At 70.3% G+C, this 23,470-nt stretch carries 17 protein-coding genes and 1 pseudogene; 15 read left to right on the forward strand and 3 right to left on the reverse strand.

From position 1 onward, the window contains the following. Nucleotides 1–172: 172 nt before the first annotated feature. The 4 genes from sepIVA to mutM all read left to right on the forward strand — a co-directional run bounded on the left by sepIVA (nucleotide 173) and on the right by mutM (nucleotide 3,150). Nucleotides 173–910 carry a cell division protein SepIVA gene (gene sepIVA / locus B9D87_RS00605; protein ID WP_007775415.1) on the forward strand — a complete coding sequence of 246 codons (738 nt, stop codon included), beginning with the start codon at nucleotides 173–175 and terminating at the stop codon, nucleotides 908–910. A gap of 69 nt (nucleotides 911–979) precedes the next feature. Then, nucleotides 980–1,570, forward strand: coding sequence for a YceD family protein (locus B9D87_RS00610; RefSeq protein ID WP_007775412.1), 591 nt, complete (start codon nucleotides 980–982; stop codon nucleotides 1,568–1,570). Continuing rightward, nucleotides 1,567–2,280 carry a ribonuclease III gene (gene rnc / locus B9D87_RS00615; protein WP_007775408.1) on the forward strand — a complete coding sequence of 238 codons (714 nt, stop codon included), beginning with the start codon at nucleotides 1,567–1,569 and terminating at the stop codon, nucleotides 2,278–2,280. Before B9D87_RS00610 ends, rnc begins: the two co-directional genes overlap by 4 nt. Next, on the forward strand, nucleotides 2,281–3,150 hold the full coding sequence (gene mutM / locus B9D87_RS00620) for a DNA-formamidopyrimidine glycosylase (RefSeq protein WP_007775407.1): 870 nt from the start codon (nucleotides 2,281–2,283) through the stop codon (nucleotides 3,148–3,150). 8 nt (nucleotides 3,151–3,158) lie between these two features. Here mutM and B9D87_RS00625 read toward each other — a convergent pair whose 3' ends face one another. Then, the gene (locus B9D87_RS00625; RefSeq protein WP_007775405.1) at nucleotides 3,159–3,935 is read right to left on the reverse strand and encodes a PIG-L deacetylase family protein; all 777 of its coding nucleotides are present in this window, start codon (nucleotides 3,933–3,935) and stop codon (nucleotides 3,159–3,161) included. 53 nt (nucleotides 3,936–3,988) lie between these two features. On the opposite strand from B9D87_RS00625, the gene B9D87_RS00630 reads away from it, so the two are divergent. The 7 genes and pseudogenes from B9D87_RS00630 to B9D87_RS00660 all read left to right on the forward strand — a co-directional run bounded on the left by B9D87_RS00630 (nucleotide 3,989) and on the right by B9D87_RS00660 (nucleotide 14,375). Further along, entirely contained in the window at nucleotides 3,989–4,402 is a 414-nt protein-coding gene (locus tag B9D87_RS00630; protein WP_007775403.1) for an OsmC family protein, read from the forward strand. Continuing rightward, nucleotides 4,389–4,682 carry an acylphosphatase gene (locus tag B9D87_RS00635; RefSeq protein ID WP_007775401.1) on the forward strand — a complete coding sequence of 98 codons (294 nt, stop codon included), beginning with the start codon at nucleotides 4,389–4,391 and terminating at the stop codon, nucleotides 4,680–4,682. Before B9D87_RS00630 ends, B9D87_RS00635 begins: the two co-directional genes overlap by 14 nt. Before the next feature lie 249 nt (nucleotides 4,683–4,931). Further along, a complete protein-coding gene (smc, locus tag B9D87_RS00640) occupies nucleotides 4,932–8,528 on the forward strand; it encodes a chromosome segregation protein SMC (protein WP_007775398.1) in 3,597 nt (1,198 codons plus the stop codon). 67 nt (nucleotides 8,529–8,595) lie between these two features. After that, a pseudogene (gene ftsY / locus B9D87_RS00645) lies at nucleotides 8,596–9,933 on the forward strand (signal recognition particle-docking protein FtsY). Between the two features lie 189 nt (nucleotides 9,934–10,122). Continuing rightward, complete coding sequence (locus B9D87_RS00650) at nucleotides 10,123–11,508, forward strand: ammonium transporter (protein ID WP_052002570.1); 1,386 nt, start codon at nucleotides 10,123–10,125, stop codon at nucleotides 11,506–11,508. Continuing rightward, a complete protein-coding gene (glnB, locus tag B9D87_RS00655) occupies nucleotides 11,505–11,843 on the forward strand; it encodes a nitrogen regulatory protein P-II (protein WP_003878721.1) in 339 nt (112 codons plus the stop codon). The genes B9D87_RS00650 and glnB overlap by 4 nt, the downstream gene beginning before the upstream one ends. Before the next feature lie 78 nt (nucleotides 11,844–11,921). Next, nucleotides 11,922–14,375 (forward strand): [protein-PII] uridylyltransferase, encoded by a 2,454-nt coding sequence (locus B9D87_RS00660; RefSeq protein WP_080598640.1) that lies wholly within the window; start codon nucleotides 11,922–11,924, stop codon nucleotides 14,373–14,375. A gap of 57 nt (nucleotides 14,376–14,432) precedes the next feature. Here B9D87_RS00660 and B9D87_RS00665 read toward each other — a convergent pair whose 3' ends face one another. Beyond that, nucleotides 14,433–16,184 (reverse strand): DEAD/DEAH box helicase, encoded by a 1,752-nt coding sequence (locus B9D87_RS00665; protein ID WP_007775388.1) that lies wholly within the window; start codon nucleotides 16,182–16,184, stop codon nucleotides 14,433–14,435. A 101-nt stretch (nucleotides 16,185–16,285) separates the two neighbouring features. Further along, nucleotides 16,286–17,080 carry an alpha/beta hydrolase gene (locus B9D87_RS00670; RefSeq protein ID WP_007775386.1) on the reverse strand — a complete coding sequence of 265 codons (795 nt, stop codon included), beginning with the start codon at nucleotides 17,078–17,080 and terminating at the stop codon, nucleotides 16,286–16,288. A 145-nt stretch (nucleotides 17,081–17,225) separates the two neighbouring features. Here B9D87_RS00670 and ffh point away from each other — a divergent pair, with 145 nt between their 5' ends. From ffh to B9D87_RS00690, 4 genes are all read left to right on the forward strand, one after another. Then, nucleotides 17,226–18,782 (forward strand): signal recognition particle protein, encoded by a 1,557-nt coding sequence (gene ffh / locus B9D87_RS00675; protein ID WP_007775384.1) that lies wholly within the window; start codon nucleotides 17,226–17,228, stop codon nucleotides 18,780–18,782. A gap of 13 nt (nucleotides 18,783–18,795) precedes the next feature. Beyond that, nucleotides 18,796–19,875 carry a metal-dependent hydrolase family protein gene (locus tag B9D87_RS00680; protein WP_007775381.1) on the forward strand — a complete coding sequence of 360 codons (1,080 nt, stop codon included), beginning with the start codon at nucleotides 18,796–18,798 and terminating at the stop codon, nucleotides 19,873–19,875. A gap of 37 nt (nucleotides 19,876–19,912) precedes the next feature. Further along, nucleotides 19,913–21,547 (forward strand): serine/threonine-protein kinase, encoded by a 1,635-nt coding sequence (locus tag B9D87_RS00685; protein ID WP_007775380.1) that lies wholly within the window; start codon nucleotides 19,913–19,915, stop codon nucleotides 21,545–21,547. Between the two features lie 102 nt (nucleotides 21,548–21,649). Further along, entirely contained in the window at nucleotides 21,650–23,470 is a 1,821-nt protein-coding gene (locus B9D87_RS00690) for an N-acyl-D-amino-acid deacylase family protein (RefSeq protein WP_040631495.1), read from the forward strand.

Genomic DNA, 23,470 nt, shown 5'->3' on the forward strand with positions numbered 1-23,470 from the left:
TCTGCGATGACACTGAGTTACCACCGCCGGACGGGAAACGCCGGACGAGGGCGTTTGAGGGGCCCCGAACGGGCGAATACCCGACACACCGGTGTCGCCACCGCAGTCACAGCGGCATCACCAGGCACACTAGTAACAACAGGATTTTGGCAGACGCCAGGAGGGTATGGCCGTGTATCGAGTCTTTGAGGCGCTGGACGAACTCAGCGCCATCGTGGAAGAAGCCCGTGGCGTTCCGATGACGGCCGGCTGCGTGGTGCCTCGCGGCGACGTGCTGGAGTTGATCGACGACATCAAGGATGCGATCCCGGGCGAGCTGGATGACGCCCAGGACGTCCTGGATGCACGCGACTCCATGCTGCAGGACGCCAAGGCGCACTCCGAGTCCATGGTGTCCTCGGCGACCACCGAGTCCGAGTCGATGCTCAACCACGCCCGCTCGGAGGCCGACCGGCTGTTGTCCGACGCCAAGGCGCAGGCCGACCGCATGGTGAGCGAAGCGCGTCAGCACAGCGAGCGGATGGTCGCCGAGGCCCGCGAAGAGTCGGTGCGCATCGCCACGGCGGCCAAGCGCGAGTACGAGGCGAGCGTCGGCCGCGCCCAGGCCGAAGCCGACCGGCTGCTGGAAAACGGCAACATCTCCTACGAGAAGGCCGTGCAGGAGGGCATCAAGGAGCAACAGCGCCTGGTCTCGCAGAACAGCGTGGTGGAGGCGGCCAACGCCGAAGCCACCCGGCTCATCGACTCGGCGCACGCCGAGGCAGACCGGCTGCGCGGCGAATGCGACATCTACGTCGACAACAAGCTCGCCGAGTTCGAGGAGTTCCTCAACGGCACGCTGCGGTCGGTGGGGCGCGGACGCCACCAACTGCGGACCGCGGCCGGGACCCACGACTACGCGGTCCGTTAGCCCTTCGCGGCGGTTCGCCGGGCGGGCGCGCCCTGGAAATATGCGGTCAGCGCCGTAGGATTTCCTGTTATGACGCGGCAGCACAGCACACCATCGACTCGGTCACGCCTGGCCGCGCCGATGGCGTTCGACATCAGCCGGCTCGGGCGCCGCCCCGGGGCGATGGTGACCTTGCGGAAAACCGTGCCCAGTCCGTCGCGCATCGGGCTGGACATGATCGCGATCGAGGCGGGCGCGCCGCTCGAGCTGGACTTGCAGATCCAATCGGTCTCCGAGGGCGTCCTGGTCACCGGGACGGTGACCGCGCCCACCGCCGGCGAGTGTTCGCGCTGCCTGACCCAACTCGAGGGGCAGGTGCAGGTACGGCTCACCGAGCTGTTCGCCTACCCGGACAGCACCACCGAGGCGACCACCGAGGAAGACGAGGTGGGCCACATCGTCGACGACACCATCGACCTCGAGCAATCCATCGTCGACGCGGTGGGCCTGGAACTTCCGTTCTCGCCCGTGTGCACGCCGGACTGCCCGGGGCTGTGCCCCGAATGCGGTGTTTCGCTGGCCGCCGAGCCGGATCATCAGCACGACCGCATCGACCCGCGCTGGGCGAAGCTGGCCGGCATGTTCACCGCGGAGTCGGACGAGCCGCGGGGTGAGCGGTGAGTTCACGGCAACTGCTGCTCGACGCCCTCGGGGTGGAGCTGTCCGAGGAACTGCTGTCCCTGGCGCTCACGCATCGCAGCTACGCCTACGAACACGGTGGCCTGCCGACCAACGAACGCCTGGAATTTCTGGGCGACGCCGTGCTGGGCCTGACCATCACCGACGAGCTGTACCACCGGCACCCCGACCGCACCGAGGGGGACTTGGCCAAACTGCGGGCGAGCGTGGTCAACACCCAGGCGCTGGCCGATGTTGCGCGCAAGCTGTGCGAGGGGGGCCTCGGCGTTCACCTGATGCTGGGGCGCGGCGAGGCGAACACCGGCGGCGCCGACAAATCGAGCATCCTGGCCGATGGCATGGAATCGCTGCTGGGCGCGATCTACCTCGATCACGGCATCGACGTCGCGCGCAAGGTGATTCTGCGGTTGTTCGGCCCGCTGCTCGACGCCGCGCCCACGCTGGGCGCCGGTCTGGACTGGAAGACCAGCCTGCAGGAATTGACCGCGGCCCGCGGCATGGGCGCGCCCTCCTACGTCGTCACCTCCACCGGGCCCGACCACGACAAGGAATTCACCGCGGTCGTGGTGCTCGCGGAGACCGAATACGGCACGGGCGTGGGCCGCTCCAAGAAGGAAGCCGAGCAGAAGGCCGCGGCGGCCACCTGGAAGACGCTCGACGTGCTGGACCCGGCGGGGAAAACCAGCGTCTAGATGCCCGAACTGCCCGAAGTCGAGGTGGTGCGCCGCGGCCTGCACGCCCACGTCGTCGGCAAGACGATGACGGCCGTGCGCGTGCATCACCCGCGCGCGGTGCGCCGCCACGAAGCCGGGCCCGCGGACCTCACCGTCCGGCTGCTGAACGCGCGGATCACCGGCACCGATCGGCGCGGCAAGTACCTGTGGCTGCTGCTCGACACGGAACCCGCTGGGCAGGAATCGGATACGGCGCTGGTGGTGCACCTCGGCATGAGTGGACAGATGCTGCTGGGCGAGGTGCCGCGCGCCGACCACGTCCGGATCTCCGCGCTGCTCGACGACGGGACCGTGCTGAGCTTCGCCGATCAGCGCACCTTCGGTGGGTGGATGCTGGCCGATCTGGTGGAGGTGGACGGCAGCGTGGTGCCGGAGCCCGTCGCACATCTGGCGCGTGACCCGCTGGACCCCCGCTTCGATGCGGATGCGGTAGTGAAAGTGTTGCGGCGCAAGCACTCCGAGATCAAACGGCAGCTTCTCGATCAGCAGGTGGTGTCCGGCATCGGCAACATCTACGCCGACGAGGCGCTGTGGCGGGCCAAGGTGAACGGCGCCCGGATCGCCGACACGCTGAGCCGCAAGCAGCTGACCGCGGTGCTCGACGCGGCCGCCGAGGTGATGCGCGATGCGCTGGCCCAAGGCGGGACCTCGTTCGATTCGCTGTACGTCAACGTCAACGGCGAGTCCGGATACTTCGACCGATCGCTGGACGCCTACGGCCGCGAGGGCGAAGCCTGCCGTCGTTGCGGGGCGGTGATGCGCCGGGAGAAGTTCATGAACCGCTCCTCGTTCTACTGCCCGAAATGTCAACCGCGACCGCGTGTTTGAACTGCCGCTCAATCGAAGATGTCGCGGTGCAGCGTCCCGGTGGGCAGCGCCGGGTCGACGAACCACTCGTGGCTGAACAGCGCGCCGAACACCTGCGGCGGCAACCGGAGTAGCAGGCCGAACACCCGCGCGGCCGGGCCGGAAGCGCCGATTTGGGAGCGGTGCGCGGCGAATGCGTCGCGCTTCTGGCGCGCGAATCCAAAGACGTTGACCCGGTGGGTGATGGTGGCCCGTGGCGCGTACGCGCCACGGACGATGTTGCGCTCGTATGGTCCGGGTAGCCGCAGCAGGTGCGCGACATCGCTGACGCGGAGCAGCATTTCGCGCGGCATCGTCACCTCGAGCACCCGCGGGGTGGCGGCGAGTTCGGCAGCCCGCTTGCCGACGTGATGCACCTGGACGTGGTCGCGGTGGCCGTAGCCGCCGTTGGGCTGGTAGCTGAGCAGCAGGTCGGCGCGTTCGTCGCGCAGGATGCCGGCCAGCCGCGCGGCGGCCTCGTCAAGATCGGCCCGCCCGAACCGGGTGCGCCCGGGTGGGTCCGGATAGAACAGGGGGCCGTAGCCGCTGTCGGCGTACCCGAGGCACTCCACCCGGTGCGCCCCGAGAATCCTTGCGCTTCGGCGTAATTCGTCGAGGCGGTGGTTCTCGTCCTCGTTGTGGACGCGCCCGTCGGTGGCCGTGACCACGACCACCCGGTGCCCGGCCGCGGCCGCCCGCGCCAGGGTGCCGCCGGTGAGCACGACCTCGTCGTCCGGGTGGGCGTGGAAAGCGACCACGGTGGCCATGCCAAGCAGTATGCCCGCGCGCCCGGGTTCGCCTCGCCCGGTAGAAATGAGCCATGGCCGAACTATGGGTGGAACGCACCGGAACTCGCCGCTACACCGGGTACAGCTCGCGCGGGGCGCAGGTGCTGATCGGTTCCGAGGACGTCGACGGCGTGTTCACGCCCGGTGAGCTGCTCAAGATCGCGCTCGCGGCGTGCAGCGGGATGTCCAGCGACCTGCCGCTGGGCCGCCGGCTGGGCGACGACTACAAGGCGGTCATCAAGGTCTTCGGTGCCGCCGACCGCGAGCAGGAGCGCTACCCGCTGCTCGAGGAGACCCTGGAACTGGATCTGTCGAACCTGGCCGACGAGGAGAGGGAGCGCTTGCTGGTCGTGGTCAACCGGGCCATCGATCAGGTCTGCACCGTCGGGCGCACGCTCAAGTCCGGCACGGAGGTCAAGTTCGAGGTGGACGATGTCGGATCGTGACGTCAGGCTCACCGCCTGGGTGCACGGGAAGGTCCAGGGCGTCGGCTTCCGCTGGTGGACGCGCAGCCGCGCCCTCGAGCTGGGCCTTAGCGGTTATGCGGCCAACCAGGCCGACGGTCGCGTTCTGGTGGTCGCGCAGGGGCCGCGCGACGCCGGTGAGAAGCTGCTGGAACTGCTGGAAGGCGCCGAGTCGTGGCCGTCGCGGCCGGGCCACGTGGACAAGGTGGTCGCCGACTGGTCGCCGCCGCAGGAGCGGTTCGAGGGGTTTGTCGAACGCTGAAACGGCGCCGCCATCGGCGCCCGGGGGCACGTCTGTCGCACCGAGACCGGCTGGGGCTTCGATGGTCGAGTTGGGAACCCGCCAGCACCGGTGCTAGCGCGTTTGCGACGGCCACATTCCCCTGTCTCCGTGGCTGATGTGACCACTGTGACCAGTGCGCCGACCGCTCTGAGCGCGGCCCCATTTCGGGCCTGCCGACACCCCCCGGTGAAGCCGTCCGGGGCGATTTGAGCGGTAGTCTGGCTCGCCGTGTACCTCAAGAGTCTGACGCTGAAGGGCTTCAAGTCCTTCGCCTCGCCGACGACTCTGCGCTTCGAGCCGGGCATCACCGCCGTCGTCGGGCCCAACGGCTCCGGCAAATCCAACGTCGTCGACGCGCTGGCCTGGGTGATGGGCGAACAGGGGGCAAAGACGCTGCGCGGCGGCAAGATGGAAGACGTCATCTTCGCCGGGACCTCGTCGCGGGCGCCGCTGGGCCGCGCCGAGGTCACCGTCACCATCGACAACTCCGACAACGCGCTGCCCATCGAGTACTCCGAGGTGTCGATCACGCGGCGGATGTTCCGCGACGGCGCCAGCGAGTACGAAATCAACGGCAGCAGTTGCCGTTTGATGGACGTCCAGGAGCTGCTCAGCGACTCCGGGATCGGCCGGGAGATGCACGTCATCGTCGGGCAGGGCAAGCTCGACGAGATCCTGCAGTCGCGCCCCGAGGACCGCCGCGCGTTCATCGAAGAGGCCGCGGGCGTGCTCAAGCACCGCAAGCGCAAGGAGAAGGCCCTGCGCAAACTCGACGCGATGCAGGCCAACCTGGCCCGGCTCACCGACCTGACCACCGAGCTGCGCCGCCAGCTCAAACCGCTGGGCCGCCAGGCCGAGGTCGCCCGTCGCGCCCAGACCATCCAGGCCGACCTGCGCGACGCCCGGCTGCGGCTGGCCGCCGACGACCTGGTCAACCGGCGCGGCGAGCGCGAGGCCATCTTCGAGGCCGAGGCGGCCATGCGCCGCGAGCACGACCAGGCCGCGTCGCGGCTGGCGTTGGCGTCCGAGGAGCTGACCACGCACGAGGCCGCGGTCGGGGAACTGTCGAGCCGGGCCGAATCGGTCCAGCACACCTGGTTCGCGCTGTCCGCCCTGGCCGAGCGGGTCGCCGCGACCGTGCGCATCGCCAGCGAGCGGGCGCACCACCTCGATGTGGAGCCGCTCGCCCCCAGCGACACCGACCCCGATGCGCTGGAAGCCGAGGCCGAGCAGGTCGCGATCGCCGAGCGTCAGCTGCTCGCCGAACTGGCCGGGGCGCGCACCCGCCTGGACGGCGCCCGCGCCGAGTTGGCCGAGCGCGAGCGCGAAGCCGCCGAGGCCGACCGGGCCCACATGGCGGCGGTGCGCGCGGAGGCGGATCGCCGAGAAGGCTTGGCGCGCTTGGCCGGTCAGGTGGAGACCATGCGGGCGCGCGTCGAATCGATCGACGACAGCGTGGCGCGCCTGTCCGAACGCATCGAACAGGCCGCCGCCCGCGCGCAGCAGGCCAAGGTGGAATTCGAGACCGTGCAGGGCCGGGTCGGTGAACTCGATCAGGGCGAGGTGGGTCTCGACGAACACCACGAGCGCACCGTGGCCGCGCTGCGGCTGGCCGATGAGCGGGTGGCCGAGCTGCAGTCCGCCGAGCGGGACGCCGAACGCCAGGTGGCGTCGTTGCGGGCCCGCATCGACGCGCTCGCGATCGGGCTGGACCGCAAGGACGGCGCCGCGTGGCTCACCCAAAATCACGGCGGCACAGGGATTTTGGGCCCGATGGCCAAGATGGTCAAGGTCCGTTCCGGCTACGAGGCGGCGCTGGCCGCGGTGCTGGGATCCGCGGCCGACGCGCTGGCCGCCGACAGCTTCGGCGCGGCCCGTTCGGCCGTCGCCGCGCTCAAGGAGGCGGACGGCGGCCGGGCCGCGCTGGTGCTGGGCGACTGGCCCGGCGATCAGCCCGCGCCGCAGCCCGCCCCGGCCGGCGCGCGGTGGGCGCTCGACCTGATCGACGCGCCGGCGCGGCTGCGCGGCGCGATCACGGCGATGCTCTCCGGTGTCGCGGTGGTCGACGACCTGGACCAGGCGCTGGCCCTGGTGGCGGCGCACCCGCAGCTGCGCGCGGTCACGCTCGATGGTGACCTGGTGGGCGCGGGCTGGGTGAGCGGCGGCTCGGACCGCAAGCTGTCCACGCTCGAGGTGACCTCGGAGATCGACAAGGCCGGCGACGAGCTGACCGCTGCGGAGGCCCGGGTCGCCCAGCTCGGCGCGGCGCTGTCCGGCGCGCTCACCGAGCAGGCCGCGCGCCAGGACTCGGCCGAGCAGGCGCTGGCGGCGCTCAACGAGTCCGACAGCGAGATCTCGGGGATGTACGAGCAGCTGGGCCGGCTCGGCCAGGAGGCCCGGACGTCCGAGGACGAGTGGAGCAGGCTGCTGCGACAGCGCGAGGAGCTGGAAGCGGGCCGGACCCAGACCGTCGCCGAGGTCACCGAACTGGAGACCCGGCTGCGCAACGCCCAGGAAACCCAGCACGCGCCGACGGAAGAGCCCGTGAACCGTCAGGAGATCGCGGCGGCCACCGAAACCGCCCGCAGCGTCGAGGTGGAGGCCCGGCTGGCGGTGCGGACCGCCGAGGAGCGGGCGAACGCGGTTCGCGGACGGGCGGATTCGTTGCGGCGCGCGGCCGCGGCCGAACGCGAAGCCCGGTTGCGGGCCCAGCAGGCGCGGGAGGCGCGGCTGCGCGCCGCCGCGGTGGCGGCGGCGGTGGCCGACTCCGGGCGACTGCTGGCGCAGCGGCTGACCGGGGTTGTCGGCGCCGCCTCCAAGATCCGCGACGCGCTGGCCGCCGAACGCCAGCAGCGCGCGACCGCGATGGCCGCGGTGCGCGACGAGGTGAACGCGCTGAGCGCAAGGGTGGCCGCCCTGACCGATTCGCTGCACCGCGACGAGGTGGCCAACGCCCAGGCCGCCATGCGGATCGAGCAGCTCGAACAGATGGTGCTCGAGCAGTTCGGCATGGCGCCGGCCGACCTGATCGCCGAGTACGGCCCGGACAATCAGCTGCCGCCCTCCGACCTGGAGATGGCCGAATACGAACAGGCCAAGGAGCGCGGCGAACAGGTCTTTGCGCCCGCGCCGATTCCCTACGACCGGCCCACCCAGGAGCGGCGGGCCAAGCGTGCCGAGCGCGAGCTGGCCGAACTGGGCAGGGTCAACCCGCTGGCGCTGGAGGAGTTCGCCGCGCTCGAGGAGCGCTACAACTTCCTGTCCACCCAGCTCGAGGACGTCAAGGCCGCCCGCAAGGACCTGCTCGGGGTGGTCGACGAGGTCGACGCCCGCATCCTGCAGGTGTTCAGCGAGGCCTACGCCGACGTCGAACGCGAGTTCACCGACGTCTTCACGGTGCTGTTCCCCGGCGGCGAGGGCCGGCTGCGGCTGACCAACCCCGACGACATGCTCACCACCGGCATCGAGGTCGAGGCGCGCCCGCCGGGCAAGAAGGTCACCCGGCTGTCGCTGCTGTCCGGCGGCGAGAAGGCGCTGACGGCGGTGGCGATGCTGGTCGCGATCTTCCGGGCCCGCCCGTCGCCGTTCTACATCATGGACGAGGTCGAGGCCGCCCTCGACGACACCAACCTGCGCCGGCTGATCTCGCTGTTCGAGCTGTTGCGGGCGCGCTCGCAGCTGATCATCATCACGCACCAGAAGCCGACGATGGAGGTCGCGGACGCGCTCTACGGCGTGACCATGCAGGGCGACGGCATCACCGCCGTCATCTCCCAGCGGATGCGCGGCCAGCAGGTGGACCAGCTGGTCACCAGTTCGTCGTAGCCGGACGATCGCGCGTCCGGAGGTGGTGGCTGCCGGGCGGCCATGCTGTCCCTGAAACAATGTCAGCGTGTCCCAAGGTCTTTGGATCGCCATCGCGGTCGTCGCTGCCCTGGTCGTCATCACCGCGCTGGTCCTGGGCCTGCTGCGGTATCGGCGGCGCCGCATCAGCTTCTCGACCCGGACAGAGCCCGGGGCGATCGACCGGTCCGGCGGCTACACCGCCTCCTCGGGCATCACGTTCAGCCAGACCACGACGGCCGACCGGCTCGACACCACCGGCCTGCCCGCGGTAGGCGACGACGCGGCCATTCCGCACGACGCGCCCCGACGCACCATCTCCGAGGTCGAACTCCCCGAACCCGAACCCGCACCCGAGCCCCAGCCCCCGGCGCCGGAAGCTACGGCCCGCCGGCAGCCGCGACCCCGGCGCCGCCAGCCCCGGCGCCCGAAGTCCCGGCGCCGGAAGCCCCCACATCGAGGAGATCGCGCCCACCGAGGGCCGGCTGGAGCGGCTGCGCGGCCGGCTGGCCCGCTCGCAGAACGCGCTCGGCCGCAGCATGCTGGGCCTGATCGGCGGCGGCGACCTCGACGAGGACGCCTGGCAGGACGTCGAGGACACGCTGCTGGTCGCCGACCTGGGCCCGGTGGTCGCCGAATCGGTGATCTCCCAGCTGCGCGGCCGGCTGGCCAGCAGTGACGTGCGTACCGAGGCCGACGCCAAGGCCGTGCTGCGCGACGTGCTCATCAAGGAGTTGCAGCCCGGCATGGACCGGTCGATCCGGGCGCTGCCGCACGCCGACCATCCCTCGGTGCTGCTGGTCGTGGGCGTGAATGGCACCGGGAAGACCACCACCGTCGGCAAGCTGGCGCGGGTCCTGGTCGCCGACGGGCGGCGCGTCGTCCTGGGCGCCGCCGACACGTTCCGCGCCGCCGCCGCCGATCAACTGCAGACCTGGGCGTCGCGGGTGGGCGCGGAGGTGGTGCGGGGCCCGAGGGAGCCGACCCGGCCTCGGTGGCGTTCGACGCCGTCGACAAGGGCATCGCCGCGGGCGCCGACGTGGTGCTCATCGACACCGCGGGGCGGCTGCACACCAAGGTCGGGCTGATGGACGAGCTCGACAAAGTTAAGCGGGTCGTAACACGGCGTGCCGCCGTCGACGAGGTGTTGCTGGTGCTCGACGCCACCATCGGGCAGAACGGGCTGGCCCAGGCCCGGGTGTTCGCCGAGGTGGTCGAGATCACCGGTGCGGTGCTGACCAAGCTGGACGGAACGGCTAAGGGCGGCATCGTTTTTCGGGTTCAGCAGGAGCTCGGCGTGCCGGTCAAACTCGTCGGGCTCGGGGAGGGCCCGGACGATCTCGCGCCGTTCGAACCGGCCGCTTTCGTCGACGCTCTGCTGGGCTGACACCCCTTACACGGCGAGCGGGACGTTAATCCCGCCGAAACACGGCGGCACCATCGCCGAAACAACAATCTCGCAATGTTCTGGTCAGGTCATCAGGCGTGTGTCTGGCGGCCAAATGTGGGCGACCGGAGGAGATTGCGAGTGACATACCCGATACTTGGCCAGCCCAATACCGGCGATACCGCCTGGATGTTGGCCAGTTCCGCGCTGGTGCTGTTGATGACGCCGGGTCTGGCGTTTTTCTACGGCGGTATGGTGCGCGCCCGAAGCGTGCTGAACATGCTCATGATGAGCATCAGCGCCATGGGCGTGGTCACCGTGCTGTGGGTGCTCTACGGCTATTCGATCGCCTTCGGTGACGACGCGGGCGGCGTTGTAGGAAAGCCGACCTCGTTCTGGGGCCTCAAGGGCCTCATCGGGGTCAACGCGGTGGCCGCCGACCCGAGCAAAGGCGTTGCGGCAACGGACATCCCGCTGGCGGGCACCCTGCCCGCCACCGTGTTCGTGGCGTTCCAGCTGATGTTCGCGATCATCACCGTCGCCCTGATCTCGGGCGCGGTGTCCGACCGGCTGAAGTTCGGCGCCTGGCTGGTGTTCGCCGGCCTGTGGGCGACGTTCGTCTATTTCCCGGTCGCCCACTGGGTTTTCGCGTTCGACGGCTTCGCCTCCGAGAAGGGCGGCTGGATCGCCAACAAGCTGCACGCGATCGACTTCGCCGGCGGGACGGCGGTCCACATCAATTCCGGTGTGGCGGGTCTGATGCTGGCGATCGTGCTGGGTAAGCGGCGCGGGTGGCCCACCACGTTGTTCCGGCCGCACAACCTGCCGTTCGTGATGCTCGGTGCCGGATTGCTGTGGTTCGGGTGGTACGGGTTCAACGCCGGATCGGCCACCAGCTCCAACGGCGTCGCCGGGTCGACGTTCATGACCACCACGGTCGCGACGGCCACCGCGATGCTGGGCTGGATGCTCACCGAACGCATCCGCGACGGCAAGGCGACGACGCTGGGCGCGGCGTCCGGCATCGTCGCGGGCCTGGTCGCCATCACGCCGTCGTGCTCGTCGGTCAACGTGCTCGGCGCGCTGGTGGTGGGACTGGTGGCCGGCGTGGTGTGCGCGCTGGCGGTCGGCCTGAAGTTCAAGCTCGGCTTCGACGACTCGCTCGACGTGGTCGGGGTGCACCTGGTCGGCGGTCTGGCGGGCACCCTGCTGGTGGGGCTGCTCGCCGCCCCGGAGAGCCCGGCCATCAACGGCGTCACCGGGGTGTCCAAGGGTCTGTTCTACGGCGGCGGCTGGGCTCAGCTCGAGCGGCAGGCAGTCGGCGCGTTCAGTGTCCTCATCTACTCTGGGGTGGTTACGCTGATCCTGGCGTTGATCCTGAAATACACCATCGGGCTTCGTCTGAACCCAGAGGCGGAAGCCGCGGGTATCGACGAGGCCGAGCACGCCGAGAGTGGATACGATTTCGCCGTGGCAACCGGTTCGGTTCTCCCGCCCCGGGTGGCTGTGGCGGATACCCGCAACGGCCTGGAGGAGGAGCGAGTGGGCGACAAAGTGGAGGCAGAGCAGTCATGAAGCTGATCACCGCGATCGTAAAGCCGTTCACGCTCGATGACGTGAAGACCAGCCTCGAGGACGCAGGCGTCCTGGGGATGACGGTCAGCGAAATCCAGGGCTACGGCCGGCAGAAGGGCCACACCGAGGTCTACCGCGGCGCCGAATACTCGGTCGACTTCGTGCCCAAGGTGCGCATCGAGGTCGTCGTCGACGACTCCATCGTCGACAAGGTCGTGGACAGCATCGTCCGGGCCGCGCGCACCGGCAAGATCGGTGACGGCAAAGTGTGGGTGAGCCCCGTGGAAACCATTGTGCGGGTGCGCACCGGCGAGCGTGGAACCGATGCGCTATGACATCCGCTGTCAATTGCTGATTCGACCCGGGCGGGCGCCGACGGCGTGACCCCGAACGACCCCGACCCGTCCGGGCATCTGGGCGGGACAGAAAGCGCCTGCGGGGCAGTCGATCTGGCTGCCTCGCGGCGCCAACTGCTATCTGAGGGCGGCAAGTTGCACGCCGCCGAACTGCGGCACGCCTGGCTGGATCTGCACGAATCGTGGTTGATGGCAAAGGCCGCCGAGATCGGAATCGCCGAAGACAGCGGCTTCGCGGTCGTCGGGATCGGGGGCCTCGGGCGCCATGAGCTGTTGCCGCATTCCGATCTTGATCTAATGCTGTTGCACGACAACAAGTCCGACGATGTGCTGGGCAAGGTCGCCGACAAATTGTGGTATCCGTTGTGGGACGCCAACGTTCGGCTCGACCACAGCGTGCGGACCGTCTCCGGGGCCTTGAGCGTCGCCAATGCCGACATGATCGCGGCGCTGGGCATGCTGGATGCCCGCCACATCGCGGGCGACGCGCGGCTCTCCGACGAGTTGATCGCCGGGGCACGACGCCAGTGGCGCAGCGCAATTCGCTCACGCATGAACGAGCTCGTCGAGATGACGCAAGCCCGCTGGGACCGGTGCGGCCGCATCGCGCAACGCGCCGAGCCGGACCTGAAGTCGGGTCGCGGCGGCCTTCGCGACGTGCAACTGCTCGACGCGCTGGGCGTGGCCCAGCTGATCGACCGCCACGGCATGGCGCGTCCGGAATCGCCGGGGGGTTCCCTCGACGATGCCCACCTGACGCTGCTCGACGTGCGCACCGAGCTGCACCGGGTGTCGGGGCGCGGACGCGACCAGCTGCAGGCCCAATACGCGGACGAGATCAGCGACGCCCTGCATATCGGGGACCGATTCGACTTGGCGCGCAAGCTATCCGATGCCGGACGCACCATCGCCTACCACACGGAGACGGGCATTCGGACCGCCGAGAACGCGCTGCCGCGCCGCGGGGTGACGGCGCTGGTGCGCCGCCCCAAGCGCCGCCCGCTGGACGAAGGCGTCGTCGAATATGCCGGCGAGATCGTGCTTGCCCGCGACGCACGCCCCGATACCGACGTGGGTCTGGTGTTGCGGGTGGCCGCCGCTTCGGCCGACACCGGCCTGCCGATCGGCGCCGCCACGCTGAGCCGGCTGGCCGCCAGCGCGCCGGAGATGCCTGTGCCGTGGCCGCGAGAGGCGTTGGACGACTTGCTGGTTGTGCTGTCCGCCGGCCCGACCACGGTGGCGACCATCGAGGCGCTCGACCGCACCGGGCTGTGGGGCCGGCTGCTGCCCGAATGGGACGCCATCCGCGACCTGCCGCCCCGCGATGTCGCGCACAAGTGGACGGTGGACCGCCACGTCATCGAGACGGCCGTCAACGCCGCACCGCTGTCCACCCGGGTCGCGCGGCCCGACCTGCTCGCGCTCGGCGCGCTGCTGCATGACATCGGCAAGGGCCGCGGCGTCGACCACAGCGTGCTCGGGGCCGGCCTGGCGCTCGAGATCGGCCCCAGGCTGGGCATGCCGCCGATCGAGGTCGAGCTGCTGGCGCAACTGGTGCGCCACCACCTGCTGCTGCCGATGGTGGCCACCCGCAGCGACCTCAATGACCCCAACACCATTGAGCGGGTGGTCAAAGCGCTGGGCGGGGATGCGCTGCTGCTCGAAGTGCTGCACGCGCTGACCGAGGCGGATTCCAAGGCCACCGGCCCCGGGGTATGGAGCGAGTGGAAGGCGTCGCTGATCGAGGACCTGGTCCGGCGCTGCCGGCTGGTGATGGCGGGGGAGTCGCTGCCTGAGGTGGAACCCGCTGCACCCCAATATCTTTCGTTGGCCGTGGACCGCGGCGTGCATGTGGACATCAAGCCCAGTGGCGGTGAGCGCCTGGACGTGGTGATGGCCGCACCGGATCAGCGGGGGCTGGTATCCAAGGCCGCCGCGGTGCTGGCGCTCAACTCGCTGCGCATCCATTCGGCCTCGGCCAGCACCCACGAGGGATTCGCGATCGTCGAATTCGTGGCGTCGCCGCTGTTCGGTTCGCCGCCGGAAGCGGGACTGCTGCGCCAGCAGTTCACCGGCGCGCTAGCCGGTGACGTCGACGTGCTGGGCACGCTGGAGAAGCGCGACAGCGACGCCGTCAGCGCGGCGACCAGCCGGGCCGGCGAGGTCCAGGTCGGGGTGCCCGTCACCCGGTCGAGCGCGCCGCCCCGCATCCTGTGGGTCGACTCCGCCTCACCCGACCAGCTGATCGTCGAGGTCCGCGCGATGGACCGGCTCGGGCTGCTCGCGCTGCTGACCCGGGCGCTGGAACGGGCCGGCACCGACATCGTCTGGGCGAAGGTCAACACCTTCGGCTCGACGGCGGCCGACGTGTTCTGCGTGACGGTGTCGGCCGAGGCGGCCGACGCGGCCGGAGACGCCGAGCACGGCGCGCGGGACGTGGTCGAGCAGGGCCTGCTGGCCGTGCTGGGCGGGCCGGCGGTCGAGGTGCTCGAGGAGCCCGTCGGCGACTGAGCCTATGGTGGCGACCCGCTGCGCCCGGCTACGCCGCGCTTGCGATCGCCACTGAGCCTAGCGCTCGGCGTTGAGCTGGCGCACGGCGTCGATGCGTGCGCGCAGCTGTTCGCGGCTGGCCGCGGCGATCGGGGGCCCACCGCAGCGGCGCCGCAGTTCGTTGTGGATCCACCCGTGCGGCTTGCCGGTGCGGTGATGGGCGATCGACACCAGGGTGTTCAGCTCGCGGCGGAGCTCCCGCAGCTGGCCGTGCACGGTGGCCGACGGGGCCTCGACGCCCGGCCCCGACCCGGCTTGTTGGGCCCGCTTCTGCAGCTGTTCTTCCTGGCGCTGGTGCAGCAGCGCGCGCATCTGGTCGGCGTCGAGCAGGCCCGGGATGCCGAGGTAGTCGGCCTCCTCGTCGCTGCCTGCCGCGGCGGCGGTGCCGAACGATGAGCCGTCGAAGATGAGCTGATCGAGTTCCGCGTCGGCGCCCAGCGACGTGAACCCCTTGTCCAGGTCGCTCTTCTCGTCCTGGGCCTTGGTGGCGGGATCGTTCTCGAGCGGGTCGCCCTCGGACACGCGATGCGGCTCGCCGAGCACGTGGTTGCGCTGGGCCTCCAGCTCGCTGGCCAGCTGCAGCAGGTTCGGCACCGACGGCACGAAGATGCTCGCGATCTCGCCCGGGCGCCGCGACCGCACGAACCGGCCGATCGCCTGGGCGAAGAACAGCGGCGTCGAGGCGCTGGTGGCGTAGATCCCCACCGACAGCCGCGGCACGTCGACGCCTTCGGAGACCATGCGCACCGCCACCAGCCAGCGGCTGGTGCTCGCGGCGAAGTCGCTGATGCGCGCCGAGGAGCCGGGGTCGTCGGAGAGCACCAGCGTCGGCGCCTCGCCGGTCAGCTTGGTCAGCAGGACGGCGTAGGCGCGGGCGGCGGTCTGGTCCGACGCGATGATCATGCCGCCGGCGTCGGGGATGTGGGTGCGCAGCTGGCGCAGCCGCAGATCCGCGGCGGTGATCACCGCGGGCATCCATTCACCGGCCGGGTCGAGCGCCGTGCGCCACGCGCGCGCGGTCTGCTCGGCGGAAAGCGGCTCGCCGAGCCGCGCGGCGTGCTCCTCGCCGGCGCTGTCACGCCACCGGGCCTCCCCGGAGTAGGCGAGGAAGACGACCGGCCGGACCACGCCGTCGGCGAGCGCGTCGGTGTAGCCGTAGGTGTGATCGGCCTGCGACCGCCGTATCCCGTCGGGACCCGCCTCGTAGGTCACGAACGGGATGGGGCTGTCGTCGCTGCGAAAGGGCGTCCCCGTCAGGGCCAGCCGGCGGGTGGCGTCGCCGAACGCCTCGCGGATCGCGTCGCCCCACGTCTTGGCGTCGCCGCCGTGGTGGATTTCGTCGAAGACGACCAGCGTCTTGCGCTGTTCGGTGCGCACCCGGTGCAACGTCGGATGCGCGGCGACCTGGGCGTAGGTGACCATCACGCCGTGATACTCCGGAGCGATCCGCGCATTGCTGTTGGAGAACTTCGGGTCCAGGGCCAGGCCGTAGCGCTGCGCGGCCTGCGCCCACTGCACCTTCAGGTGCTCGGTGGGCACCACGACGGTGATGTGCTCGACGGCCCGCTGGCCGAGCAGTTCGGCCGCCACCCGCAGGGCGAAGGTCGTTTTCCCCGAGCCCGGCGTGGCCACCGCCAGGAAATCGCGCGGCTGGGCGGCGAGGTACTTGACCAGCGCCCTGCGCTGCCAGCCGCGCAGCACGCCGGTGCCGCTGGTGTCGCCGGGAACGCTGTCGGGCTGCGCGTGGATGCTGCTGAGCGGCACCGACACAGGCCCCCCGTTCGTTACTCGTCGACGCGGCTGACTCGATTGAGTCGCGGCTGTGAAATCTAGCACGCCAACGCTTTTCGGCGCAGTAACGACTCGACTGGCTATCGTGTCGGGCTCACCGTTTCGCGGGTCTGCAGCCATTCGTCGATGCGTCCGGCAACGTCGGCCCAGCCCGGTTCCAGCATCATGTTGTGGCCCATGGAAAAGAATTCCGGCTCGGTCTTGTAGGCGCGCGCGGTGTTGCGCACCTCGCGGACGCTGACGAAGCCGTCGTACTCGGCGCCCAGGACGAGGATCGGCGTCCTCACCCGCTTGGTGCGGACGCGGCGGACGATCGGGTCGGTCATGGCGGCGCGAACGCTCTCGGCCCCGGCGCGCTGCCGGCAGGATTCGACGACGGCCTCGGGCGTGTCGGCGCAGAACAGGTACTCGCGGGCCAGCGCCGGGGTGGCGAGGAATCTGAGCAGCGTGGGATCGCTCCACGATTCGATCGTCATCGACGGCCGGCGGCGCCACACCCGCAACGCCAGGGTGAGCACGCCCTGCGGCGGCACCGAGCCCACCAGCACCGCGGCCGGGGTGCTGCGATCTTCGAGGTAGCGCTGGATCACGAAGCCGCCCAGGGAATGGCCGACCAGCACCGGCGCGCCGCCCAGGTCGTCGGCCACCGAACGGACGTCGTCGATGTAGTCGGCGATGGACACCTTCGGCAGTGGCTTGGCCGTGGGGCTGGCGCCGTGCCCGCGCAGGCTCATCGCGACCGCGCGGTAGCCGGCATCGGCGAAGAAGTCCAGGAAGTGTTCCCAGCACCACGCGCCGTGCCAGCCGCCGTGCACGAAGAGCAGCGGCACGGGATGCGCTTCGCTGCAGGACCCCTTGTCGATCACCTCGAGCATGAGCTGACCTTCGTTTGCCCGGCGGCCGGTCGTCAAGGCTTTCCGGCCTGTTCAGAGCCGCGGGTGTGCGGTTGGCCGCACACTCGACGTCGAGTGTGAAGCCAGCGGCACACTCGCGCACGCGCACGACCACTAGGCTGGCGGGGTGTTTGAATCGCTGTCCGACCGTTTGACCGGTGCCCTTGCCGGGCTGCGCGGCAAGGGTCGATTGACCGACGCCGATATCGAGGCCACCACCCGCGAGATCCGGCTGGCGCTGCTGGAAGCCGACGTGTCGCTGCCCGTGGTGCGCGCCTTCGTCACCCGGATCAAGGACCGCGCCAAGGGCGCCGAGGTGTCCGGCGCGCTCAATCCGGCGCAGCAGGTCGTCAAGATCGTCAACGAAGAACTCATCGGCATCCTGGGCGGCGAGACCCGCCAGCTGGCGTTCGCCAAGGCGCCGCCGACCGTGATCATGCTCGCGGGTCTGCAGGGTTCCGGTAAGACGTCGCTGGCCGGCAAGCTGGCCTCCTGGCTGCGCGGCCAGGGCCACACCCCGCTGCTGGTGGCGTGCGACCTGCAGCGCCCGGCCGCGGTGAACCAGCTGCAGGTCGTCGGTGAGCGCGCCGGCGTGCCGGTGTTCGCGCCGCATCCCGGCGAGTCGCCCGGATCCGGCCCCGGCGATCCGGTCGCGGTCGCGGCCGCCGGACTCGCCGAGGCCCGGGCCAAGCACTTCGACGTCGTCATCGTCGACACCGCCGGCCGGCTGGGCATCGACGACGAGCTGATGTCGCAGGCCGCGGCGATCCGCGAGGCGATCAATCCCGACGAAGTCCTGTTCGTGCTCGACGCGATGATCGGTCAGGACGCCGTCACCACCGCGGAGGCGTTCCGCGAGGGCGTCGGCTTCACCGGCGTGGTGCTGACCAAGCTGGACGGTGACGCCCGCGGTGGCGCGGCGCTCTCGGTTCGCGAGGTGACCGGCGTCCCAATCCTTTTCGCCTCCACCGGCGAGAAGCTGGAGGACTTCGACGTCTTCCACCCCGACCGGATGTCCAGCCGCATCCTGGGCATGGGCGACGTGCTGAGCCTGATCGAGCAGGCCGAGCAGGTCTTCGACGCCGAGCAGGCCGAGGCCGCCGCGGTCAAGATCGGCAGCGGCGAGCTCACGCTCGAGGACTTCCTGGAGCAGATGCTGGCCATCCGCAAGATGGGCCCGATCGGCAACCTGCTGGGCATGCTGCCCGGCGCCGGGCAGATGAAGGACGCGCTGGCCCAGGTCGACGACAGCCAGCTCGACCGCCTGCAGGCCATCATCCGCGGCATGACCCCCGCCGAGCGCGCCGACCCGAAGATCATCAACGCGTCGCGGCGGCTGCGCATCGCCAACGGCTCGGGCGTCACGGTGTCCGAGGTCAACCAGCTGGTGGACCGCTTCTTCGAGGCCCGCAAGATGATGTCGTCGATGCTCGGCGGCATGGGCATCCCCGGCATCGGCCGCAAGTCGGCGACGCGAAAGTCCAAGGGCGCCAAGGGTAAGGCGGGCAAGAAGGGCAAGAAGGCCGGACGCGGCCCGACGCCGCCGAAGGCGCGCAACCCGCTGATGCAGGGCATGCCGGCCGGATTCCCCGACCTGTCGCAGATGCCCGAAGGCCTCAACGAGCTGCCGCCCGGCCTGGCCGACTTCGACCTGTCCAAGCTGAAGTTCCCCGGAAAGAACTAGCCGCCCGGTGCGCATGCACGTGCGGGGCGTGGGGCTGCCCGACGAAACCGAGATCGAACTGTGGATCGTCGACGGCCGCATCAGCGCCGAACCGGTCGCCGGCGCCGACACCGTCTTCGACGGGGGCTGGATCCTGCCCGGGCTGGTCGACGCCCACTGCCACGTCGGCCTCGGTGATCACGGCGAGATCCCGCTGGACGACGCAATCGCGCAGGCCGAGATCGAACGTGACGTCGGCGCGCTGCTGTTGCGGGACTGCGGCTCGCCCACCGACACCCGCAGCCTCGACGACCGCGACGATCTGCCCCGCATCATCCGCGCCGGTAAGCACCTGGCCAGACCCAAGCGGTACGCGGCGGGCTTCTCGCGCGAGCTGGACGACGAATGGCAGCTGCCCGACGCGGTGGCGCAGGAGGCGAAGCGCGGCGACGGCTGGGTCAAGCTGGTCGGCGACTGGATCGACCGCGGCGTCGGCGATCTGGCCCCGCTGTGGTCCGACGAGGTGCTCAAGGCCGCCATCGAGACGGCGCACGCGCACGGTGCCCGGGTCACCGCGCACGTCTTCAGCGAGGACGCGCTGCCCGGCCTGATCAACGCCGGCATCGACTGCATCGAGCACGGCACCGGCCTGACCGACGACACCATCGAGTTGATGGTCGAGCGCGGGACCGTGCTGGTCCCGACGCTGGTCAACATCGTGGAGAACTTCCCCGGGATCGCCGAGGCCGCCGCGAAGTATCCGGCGTACGCGGCACACATGCGCGACCTGCACGCTCGCGGCCTGTCCCGGATCGCCGCGGCCCGCGAGGCGGGCGTGCCGATCTACGCCGGCAGCGACGCGGGCACCATGGTGGCGCCCGGGCGCATCGCCGACGAGGTCGAGGCGCTCAAGAGCATCGGGATGACCCCGACAGACGCGCTGGGCGCGGCGTGCTGGGACGCGCGCCGCTGGCTCGGCCGGCCCGCCCTCGATCACGGCGCATCGGCGGACCTGCTGTGCTACTCGAGCGACCCGCGCTCGGGCGCCGCCGTGCTGAAGAGTCCCGACCTGATCATGCTGCGCGGCAAGATCTTTCGTTCACCGGCCGGTTAGCCGCGCGTCGCGGCGCGCGGGCGGATAGGATCGCCGAATGTCGTTGCCCAGCGGCGCGAGCTTTGCCGGCTACATCGTGTCGCGAGGGCTGGGTTCAGGAGTGCGGGGTGAGGTCTACCTCGTCCAGGATCCCCAGTCGATGCGCCGGCAGGCGTTGAAGGTGCTGTCCGGCGAACTGTCGGCGGACCCCGATTTCAAGGCGCGGTTCCGGGAGGAAACCCCGATCGTCGTCAACCTGCACTACCCCCACATCGTCGAGGTGCACGAGCGCGGCCAGTTCGACGGGCGGCTCTACGTCGCGATGGAATACATCGAAGGCACCAGCGCCGCCCAGCTCATGACCGACCGGTTCCCGGCCGTGTCGCCGGCCGACGAGGTGCTGACCATGGTCACCGCCGTCGCCGGCGCCCTCGACTACGGCCACCTGCGCGGGCTGACGCACCGCGACGTGAAACCGGCCAACATCCTGCTGACCGATCGTGCCGGCGGAAAACAACGAATCCTGTTGACCGATTTCGGCATAGCCCGCCAACTCGCCCATGCAGCTGTCGACGCGACACATGTCAGTGTTGCTTACGCGGCACCGGAACAGTTGAGTGGCGGCGACGTCGACGGGCGTGCCGACCAGTACGCGTTGGCGGCCACCGCATTTCACCTGCTGACCGGCACGCCGCCGGTTGCGCATGCCGACCCCGCGGCCGCGCTGCGCCGGCACCGCGACGGCAAGCTGCCGCGGCTCAGCGACCAGCGTCCCGAGCTGGCGCACCTGGACAGCGTCTTCGCCAAGGCGCTCGCCGAACGACCCGAGGACCGATTCGAAACCTGCCACGACTTTGCCCAGGCGGCAAGCGAACTGGCGGGCCTGTCGACGGGTGTACGCCCCGAACCCGAAGCCGACCCTGAGTCGGACGACGACGAAACGGACACGGCGGCAGTGCCGGAGGGCGTCGCGGCCACGACGCCTGAACCGGACGTGCCCCGCAAGCGCGGGCCGCGAAAGCTCTTGGTGGGTGCCGCGGTGGTGGCACTCGTCGCGGGGGCGCTGGTTGCGGGCATCGCCATCGGGCGCCACACCGGCACCACGCCCAAGCGGGTCGCCGCTGCGGCGCCGACCACACCGGCGCCCCGGCCCGCCCCACTCGACGGCAGCTACCGCATCGAGGCCCAGCGCACCAAGCAGACCTACAACTACGTCGCCGATCCGCAGCCGCCGGACGTCAGTACGTGGTGGGCGTTCCGGTCGTCGTGCACACAGAAGGGCTGCTCGGCCGCCGCGATGCAGCTCGACGACAACGACCACGTCCAGGCAATGTCACCGGGCGGGGGATCCCTCTTCATGCAATTCGCGGACGGCGAGTGGCAGTCCGCGCCGGTGGACCTCGACTTCCCGTGCGTGGGTCCGGACGGATCGCAGTCCGCCCAGAGCACGACGATGGTGCTGGCGTTGCGACCGCAGCCCAACGGGGAGTTCGTCGGCGAGGAGGTCGTCACCGTGCGAACGGATGAGTGCGGCCAGCGGTCGGCCGTGATCAGGGTGCCCACGGTGGCGCGCCGGACGGGCGAGGTGCCGCCGGCCGTGGCCGTGCCGGAGCCCGGCTCGGGCCCGCAGAGCCCGGAGCTGCACCCGCCGAGCGCCGCGCCGACGGCGGCGCCGTTTCGGCCTCAGAACTGATCGATGACCGGATGAGCCGGCAGCTTTACCGGGTCGGCGTGTCGCCCCGGTAAAAGATTGCGAGTGATCGCTATCTATGTTAGCGTTCCGGGCATCGACGACATGGAGGAAACCATGGCCTACGACGTGATCATTCGCGACGGATTGTGGTTCGACGGCACGGGCAGCGCCCCGCTGACGCGCACGCTCGGCATCCGCGACGGCGTCGTGGCCACGGTGTCCGCCGAGCCGCTGGACGAGACCGGGTGCCCCGAGGTGATCGACGCGGCCGGCAAGTGGGTGGTGCCGGGGTTCCTCGACGTGCACACCCACTACGACGCCGAGGTGCTGCTGGATCCCGGACTGCGCGAGTCGGTGCGCCACGGCGTCACCACGGTGCTGCTGGGCAACTGTTCGTTGTCGACGGTGTACGCCGATTCCCAGGACGCCGCCGACCTGTTCAGCCGGGTGGAGGCGGTGCCGCGCGAATACGTCTTCGGCGCCTTGGATGCCAACCGGACCTGGTCGACGGCCGAGGAGTACATCAAGGCGATCGACGCCCTGCCGCTGGGGCCCAATATCGGTTCGCTGCTTGGCCATTCGGATCTGCGGACCGCGGTGCTCGGGTTGGATCGGGCCACCGACGCGACCGTGCGGCCCACCGAGGGCGAGCTGCAGAAGATGGCCGGCCTGCTCGACGAGGCCCTCGACGCCGGCATGCTCGGCATGTCCGGGATGGACGCCCCGATCGACAAACTCGACGGTGAGCGGTTCCGGTCGCGCGCCCTGCCGTCCACCTTCGCGACGTGGCGGGAGCGGCGCAGGCTGATCAAGGTGCTGCGCAAGCGGCGCCGCATTCTGCAGAGCGCCCCCAACGTGGCTAAGCCGTCGACGGGGATGCTGTTCTTCCTGGCCAGCAGCCGGATACTCAACTGGGGCAAGGGCGTTCGGATGAGTATGCTGGTTTCCGCCGACGCCAAATCGATGCCCCTGTCGGTCTATGTGTTCGGCCCGGGCACGCGCCTGCTCAACAGGCTGCTGGGTTCCCAGGTGAAATTCCAGCACCTGCCGGTGCCCTTCGAGTTGTACTCCGACGGAATCGACCTGCCGGTCTTCGAGGAGTTCGGCGCCGGGACGGCGGGCCTGCACCTGCGGGACCAGTTGGAGCGCAACGAGTTACTGGCGGACAAGGACTACCGCCGGCGCTTCCGGCGCGAGTTCGACCGCGTCAAGCTCGGGCCGTCGCTGTGGCACCGTGACTTCCACGACGCGGTCATCGTCGAATGCCCGGATAAGTCGTTGATCGGCAAGAGCTTCGGCGCGATCGCCGACGAGCGCAAGCTGCACCCGCTCGACGCGTTCCTGGACGTGCTCGTCGAGAACGGTGAACGCAATGTCCGGTGGACGACCGTCGTCGCCAACCACCGCCCGAAGCTGCTGGACGCGCTCGCCACCGAAAACAGCGTGCACATGGGCTTCTCGGATGCCGGTGCGCACCTGCGCAACATGGCGTTCTACAACTTCGCGCTGCGGATGCTCAAGCGCACCCGGGACGCCTACCGCGCGGGCGTGCCCTTCATGTCGATCGAACACGCCGTGCACCGCCTCACCGGGGAACTGGCCGAGTGGTTCGGCATCGACGCCGGCACGCTACGGCAGGGCGACCGCGCCGACTTCGTGGTGATCGACCCGGCCGGGCTCGACGGCTCCGTCGACGGCTACCACGAGGAGGCGGTGCCGTTCTACGGCGGCCTGCGGCGCATGGTCAACCGCAACGACGACGCCGTGGTCGCCACCGGCGTGGGTGGCGTGGTCGTCTTCGGCGGAAGCCATGCCAAAGGCGAATTCCGGGACGGCTACGGGCAATCCGTGCGGTCGGGCCGCTACCTGCGGGCGGGGGAGCGCGCCCGCCGGGACAGCGGCGCGCTGGGCGTCACCGCCTGA

It is taken from the genome of Mycobacterium colombiense CECT 3035 (assembly GCF_002105755.1).
GTDB lineage: Bacteria > Actinomycetota > Actinomycetes > Mycobacteriales > Mycobacteriaceae > Mycobacterium > Mycobacterium colombiense.

Bases quoted from the DNA above. Each gene is read 5' to 3' on its own strand.
- B9D87_RS00610 (WP_007775412.1), top strand. From the start codon at position 980: ATGACGCGGCAGCACAGCACACCATCGACTCGGTCACGCCTGGCCGCG.
- B9D87_RS00650 (WP_052002570.1), top strand. From the start codon at position 10,123: ATGTTGGCCAGTTCCGCGCTGGTGCTGTTGATGACGCCGGGTCTGGCG.
- B9D87_RS00670 (WP_007775386.1), bottom strand. From the start codon at position 17,080: ATGCTCGAGGTGATCGACAAGGGGTCCTGCAGCGAAGCGCATCCCGTG.
- B9D87_RS00635 (WP_007775401.1), top strand. From the start codon at position 4,389: ATGTCGGATCGTGACGTCAGGCTCACCGCCTGGGTGCACGGGAAGGTC.
- B9D87_RS00690 (WP_040631495.1), top strand. From the start codon at position 21,650: ATGGAGGAAACCATGGCCTACGACGTGATCATTCGCGACGGATTGTGG.
- B9D87_RS00685 (WP_007775380.1), top strand. From the start codon at position 19,913: ATGTCGTTGCCCAGCGGCGCGAGCTTTGCCGGCTACATCGTGTCGCGA.
- B9D87_RS00625 (WP_007775405.1), bottom strand. From the start codon at position 3,935: ATGGCCACCGTGGTCGCTTTCCACGCCCACCCGGACGACGAGGTCGTG.
- glnB (WP_003878721.1), top strand. From the start codon at position 11,505: ATGAAGCTGATCACCGCGATCGTAAAGCCGTTCACGCTCGATGACGTG.
- B9D87_RS00680 (WP_007775381.1), top strand. From the start codon at position 18,796: ATGCACGTGCGGGGCGTGGGGCTGCCCGACGAAACCGAGATCGAACTG.
- mutM (WP_007775407.1), top strand. From the start codon at position 2,281: ATGCCCGAACTGCCCGAAGTCGAGGTGGTGCGCCGCGGCCTGCACGCC.
- B9D87_RS00630 (WP_007775403.1), top strand. From the start codon at position 3,989: ATGGCCGAACTATGGGTGGAACGCACCGGAACTCGCCGCTACACCGGG.